Source organism: Paraburkholderia sp. SIMBA_053 (genome assembly GCF_046534895.1).
GTDB lineage: Bacteria > Pseudomonadota > Gammaproteobacteria > Burkholderiales > Burkholderiaceae > Paraburkholderia > Paraburkholderia caledonica.
In genome coordinates this window covers 1-265 of record NZ_JAWRXU010000853.1, presented here as the reverse complement: position 1 = coordinate 265, position 265 = coordinate 1, and the positions used below count along the sequence as shown (strand labels likewise).

Here is a 265-nt window from a genome sequence, read left to right as displayed (position 1 = left end):
CTTGCTGGTTAATTTGTACGCTACTGCCACCTGCCTGTGCACCGGCGCCACCCACTAACATGTTGCCTTGAGCGATGGCGTAGGTATCACCGTCAGCACCTTTAAGCGGTGTCATTAATAGCGTGCCACCGCGCAGACTACTGGCATTGGCAATCGAGGAAACAACGATGTCTAAGCGTTGCCCAGGACGAGAAAACGGCGGTAGATCTGCCGTGACCATCACCGCAGCAACATTGCGCAACTGCAGGTTCGTGCCGGGCGGAAC

At 56.2% G+C, this 265-nt stretch carries 1 protein-coding gene; it reads right to left on the bottom strand.

Going from position 1 to position 265, the window contains the following annotated elements:
* Positions 1–265 (bottom strand): flagellar basal body P-ring protein FlgI (locus tag SB753_RS37995; RefSeq protein ID WP_410805280.1); only part of this gene is annotated, 265 nt, incomplete at both ends.